This is a genomic window from Longimicrobium sp., from assembly GCF_036387355.1.
Lineage (GTDB): Bacteria > Gemmatimonadota > Gemmatimonadetes > Longimicrobiales > Longimicrobiaceae > Longimicrobium.
Genome location: NZ_DASVTX010000384.1, coordinates 1 through 3,790 on the forward strand (window position 1 = coordinate 1; position 3,790 = coordinate 3,790).

The 3,790-nt window shown below is 74.5% G+C and carries 5 protein-coding genes; 1 reads left to right on the forward strand and 4 read right to left on the reverse strand.

Annotation, left to right across the window (positions count from 1 at the left end; all coding sequences use genetic code 11):
* Positions 1-91 precede the first annotated feature (91 nt).
* Genes VF665_RS16775 through VF665_RS16790 form a run of 4 tightly spaced genes read right to left on the reverse strand, consistent with a single transcriptional unit; the run spans position 92 to position 3,105 of the window.
* The gene (locus tag VF665_RS16775; RefSeq protein ID WP_331054597.1) at positions 92-1,150 is read right to left on the reverse strand and encodes a hypothetical protein; all 1,059 of its coding nucleotides are present in this window, start codon (positions 1,148-1,150) and stop codon (positions 92-94) included.
* A 15-nt stretch (positions 1,151-1,165) separates the two neighbouring features.
* A complete protein-coding gene (locus VF665_RS16780; protein WP_331054598.1) occupies positions 1,166-1,498 on the reverse strand; it encodes a hypothetical protein in 333 nt (110 codons plus the stop codon).
* Positions 1,499-1,537: 39 nt separating this feature from the next.
* Positions 1,538-2,734, reverse strand: coding sequence for a M56 family metallopeptidase (locus VF665_RS16785; RefSeq protein WP_331054599.1), 1,197 nt, complete (start codon positions 2,732-2,734; stop codon positions 1,538-1,540).
* Positions 2,731-3,105: a BlaI/MecI/CopY family transcriptional regulator gene (locus VF665_RS16790; protein WP_331054600.1), complete on the reverse strand. Its 375-nt coding sequence runs from the start codon at positions 3,103-3,105 to the stop codon at positions 2,731-2,733. The genes VF665_RS16785 and VF665_RS16790 overlap by 4 nt, the downstream gene beginning before the upstream one ends.
* Before the next feature lie 523 nt (positions 3,106-3,628).
* On the opposite strand from VF665_RS16790, the gene VF665_RS16795 reads away from it, so the two are divergent.
* Positions 3,629-3,790: GTP-binding protein (locus tag VF665_RS16795; protein ID WP_331054601.1), on the forward strand; the 162-nt coding region annotated here is incomplete at its 3' end.

The following is a 3,790-nucleotide window of genomic DNA, read 5'->3' on the forward strand; positions in this document are numbered from 1 at the left end:
GATCCGGCGCGCGGCGGGTTTTCGTACGAAACAACGGACAGGAACCGGCGTCAAGGGATAAGGTGCCGCGGCGTCCGTCGTCCGGGGCCGATCACGGAACGCGCCGCGGGTGGATGATGATCGTGCGCCCGGTGCGCTCCACGTCCGCAAGCCGCGCGCGGAGGGTAACCGGCGCCGACTCGATGCGCAGATCCGCGACGCCGTCCACCCGGGCCCCGTCCGCCAGGGCCAGGGTGCGTCCCCCGGCCGTGATCCGCACCTCCCCCTCCGGCCCGGCGACGGCGGCGAGCGATCCGCCCGCCTCGTCCTGCACCACCGGCGTGTTGAACTCCACGTCCACGCCTTCCGTACAGGCGCGCAGCCAGCGGGTGTGCAGCCAGCGCGCATCGTCCACGCGCAGCAGGTTCTGCGGATCGAACCCGCACGGGTTCAGCGGCCCGCCCAGCCGGTCCGGCACCACCTGCACCCGCAGCCCGGGCGCGGCGAGCACGCTGTCTGCCCGCACGGTACGCGATGCGCGCAGTTCCGCGACCTTCTCCGCGGCACGCGCCCGGAGCGCGGCCATGTTCAGCCGGGCCTCCACCGCGGACACCTCCGCCGCCTCGTCCGTGGCCCGCCCGGCTGCACGGGCGAGCGCTTCGCCCAGCGTGAGATCGTCGCGCATCATCCGCTGTTTCCACTCCGCGCCGCCGAGCCGGTCCAGCAGGTGCGCCATGGCGGCGCCCGTCGCGTAGAAGCGGAGGCGGACCGGGCCCGACGCCACTTCCGCCAGCCCCGGCGCGAGGACGATGGATGCGTTCGCCCGGACGGCGCGGTGCCGCGCGTAGTCCGCCAGCCCCTCGTTCATCTCCGCCGCGTCCTCGAACCGCGCGAATTCTGCCCCCAGCCGCCGCTGGCGCGCGGCGCGGACAGCCAGGAATGCGCGGGCGGCGCGCACCGCGGCATCGCGTCCGGGCATCGTCAAAGCCTCGCGCAGCAGCAGGCCTTCCAGCGCCATCCCCGCCTCGTTCTCCGCGTCGAACACGGGATAGCGCGCCACGAGCATGCTGTTCTCGCCCGCGCCGAACCGGCGGCCCTCCACGCGCGACGCTGCCTGAAAAACGTGAAAGGCTTCGTGCGCGGCGAGCCCCACGAGCGCGTCCTCATCCATCCTCTCCACCACGACCTACGCGGCGCCCCGGCCTCCGAGCTGAACCCCGGTGCTCGCGGCGCTGCGGCCGCCGCCGTCCAGCCACGCGCTTCCGCCCGCCGCAGCCACCCATCCGTCCGGAAGCCCTCCGCGCCACCCCACCATCAGCGACCCGCGCCCGCGAAGCACGAAGACGACGGGGATGGTGTCCGGCCGAAACCCCGGCCACGTCGCGTCCCCGCGCGTTCGAGCCAGGCGCGCGTGCACCGCCGTGAGCGCCTGCAGCGTATCGCGCCCGGGCACCTGCGCCGCCAGCGAGACAGGGAGGAGGAGAAGGCCAGCGATGACGTACGAAAGGTTTCGTAGCATGACGCGCACTCGTCCGCCAAGGGTGATGAGGGGAGTCTGTCAGGGCGACCGGGGATTCCAGCGCACGCCGCCCGGCACCAGCCGCAGGGCGAGGCGGGGGACGCCGGTTTCGGACAGAACGGTGACGGAATCGCGCACCTGCAGCAGGCGGCCGGGTTCAACGGGCGCGCCGGCGAGGGTCGCGGCCACCACGCGCCCGCCGCGCACCTCCAGCGTAAACGCGCCGGCGGGGTCCGCGCCGCGCACGGTCATCACCGGGAGCGCGGGGGCGAGCAGGCCCGCGCTCCGGCGCGCGCCATCCCACGCCAGCAGTCCCAGCGCGAGCAGGCCGGCGCCCGCGAGCGCGGACGCGGGGCCGCTCCGCGCCTGCCGGGGACGCGCGGGCGAGAGCAGCCGCGTCACGCGGTCGAGCAGTTCGCCGTCCGCGGCGCCCAGCGCCAGCCGCCGCGCCGGCCGAAGCTGCTCCAGCGCCGCGAGCGCGCGTGCGTACGTGACGCGGTCCGCCCCGAGCGCCACGACCTCCGCGTCCCGGCAGTGCTCGCGCTCGTCGCGCACCCGCGCGGCGATCCAGCGCACGGCGGGGTGGTGGATGAAGACCGCCTCCACGCACCGCTCCAGCAGGTTCAGCAGGACGTCGCCGCGCCGGACGTGCATCAGTTCGTGGATCAGGACCGTCTCCGCCTGCTCTTCGTCGAGAGCGGCCGCGGCCGCGGGGGGAACCAGGATCACCGGCCTGCGGATTCCCGCCACCAGCGGCACGTCCACCCGGGCGCTCTCGCGCAGGCGGACAGGCGTGCGGACGCCCGCCCGCTCCGCGGCGCCTCCCATCGCGCGCCTCCACGACTCCGGCGCGCGCGTGGCGCCGGTGGTCCGCAGCCGGCGCGTCTCCCGCCATCCCGCGGCGATGCGCAGCAGCAGGACGAGCGCCGCCGCCGCCCAGCCGCCCCCGACCCACGCGAGCAGCGCACCGGCGTGGACCGGTGCGGCGGTGGATGACGGGCCGGCCGCCTGCGTCACCCCCGCCCCGTCATCCACCAGCAGCGCCGCGGCGAGCGTGCACAGGGGGAGCACGACCACGGCGGCGAGCGCCATGCAGGCCGCCGCGTAGCGCGCCGCCGCCGCGCGCGGATGCAGAACGCGCAGCACCAGCGCCAGCAGAACCGCGAGCGCCAGCGCCTGCCACGCGCCATGCACGACCGCCCATCCGGCCGCGGCTGCAAGACGCCCGGGGCTCATCGGCCGCGCTCCGCTTCGTCCAGCAGGCGCCGGATCTCCGCGATCTCCTCGGGCGACGCGGTGCGCTCGGACAGGGCGCGCATCACCAGGCGCCCCGCGGACCCGCCGAACGCCCGGCGCGCCAGGTCGCCCACCAGCCCGCGCTCCGTGTCCTCGCGGCGGAACGCGGCCTCGTAGACGTGCGTGCGCTCCGACTCGTCGCGCCGCACCAAGCCCTTGGCGTGCATGATCTGCATCAGCTTGAGCACGGTGGTGTAGCCGGCCTCGCGCGGCAGCGCCTGCTGCACCTCGCGCACGGTGGCGCAACCGCGGGCCCACAGCGCGGTCAGGATCTCCAGTTCCGCGTCGGTGGGAAGGGGTCTGCTGCTCATCGGTGGCGGGGCGGGGGAGCGGGGGACGGCCCCGGCATCATATACGAGGGTTTTCGTAGATGCAAGATTCTCGCGCGGGACCGGTGCCGGCGGCGGAACGCGCCGGAGTGCGGAACCCGGGGTGTATGAATGCGCGGAGTGGGGCACGGGGAAGCCGGAGCCGGAGGAAAGCGGGCGCCGGGCGTGGAACGGGCACGAAGAGGACGGCGTGGCCGGGGGTTGACGCCCGGCCGGGCTTGCCCTAGTTTACCCGTCTTGCTTTCTGCCGGGAGAAGTGTATCCGCGCGCCGCTTCGGTGGCGCGCGGTGCGTCTGGCGGAGGGAGACACGAGCGAGCCTCCACGGCAATGTGGCGGGGAGGCTCGCGGTTTGTCGTTCGGGCATGCGCCCGGACCCGGGGGCGGGCGCCGCGCGGTTGGGCGGCACACGCCTTCTTGCAGGGAAGGGGCCACGGCCAGGGCAGCGCCCCGCCGGCTCCGGGCACCCACTCGATCTCAACCATCCGGATCGGACCGAAAACGGAAATGGCCAAGGCTAAGTTCGAACGCAACAAGCCGCACGTGAACGTGGGCACCATCGGCCACGTCGACCACGGCAAGACCACGCTGACGGCCGCGATCACGCGCATTCAGGCTGCGCAGGGCTTCGCGGACTTCATCAGCTTCGACAACATCGACAAGGCTCCG

Excerpts from the sequence above, each read along its gene's own strand:
- VF665_RS16775 (WP_331054597.1), bottom strand. The coding sequence starts at position 1,150 with ATGGATGAGGACGCGCTCGTGGGGCTCGCCGCGCACGAAGCCTTTCAC.
- VF665_RS16780 (WP_331054598.1), bottom strand. The coding sequence starts at position 1,498 with ATGCTACGAAACCTTTCGTACGTCATCGCTGGCCTTCTCCTCCTCCCT.
- VF665_RS16785 (WP_331054599.1), bottom strand. The coding sequence starts at position 2,734 with ATGAGCCCCGGGCGTCTTGCAGCCGCGGCCGGATGGGCGGTCGTGCAT.
- VF665_RS16790 (WP_331054600.1), bottom strand. The coding sequence starts at position 3,105 with ATGAGCAGCAGACCCCTTCCCACCGACGCGGAACTGGAGATCCTGACC.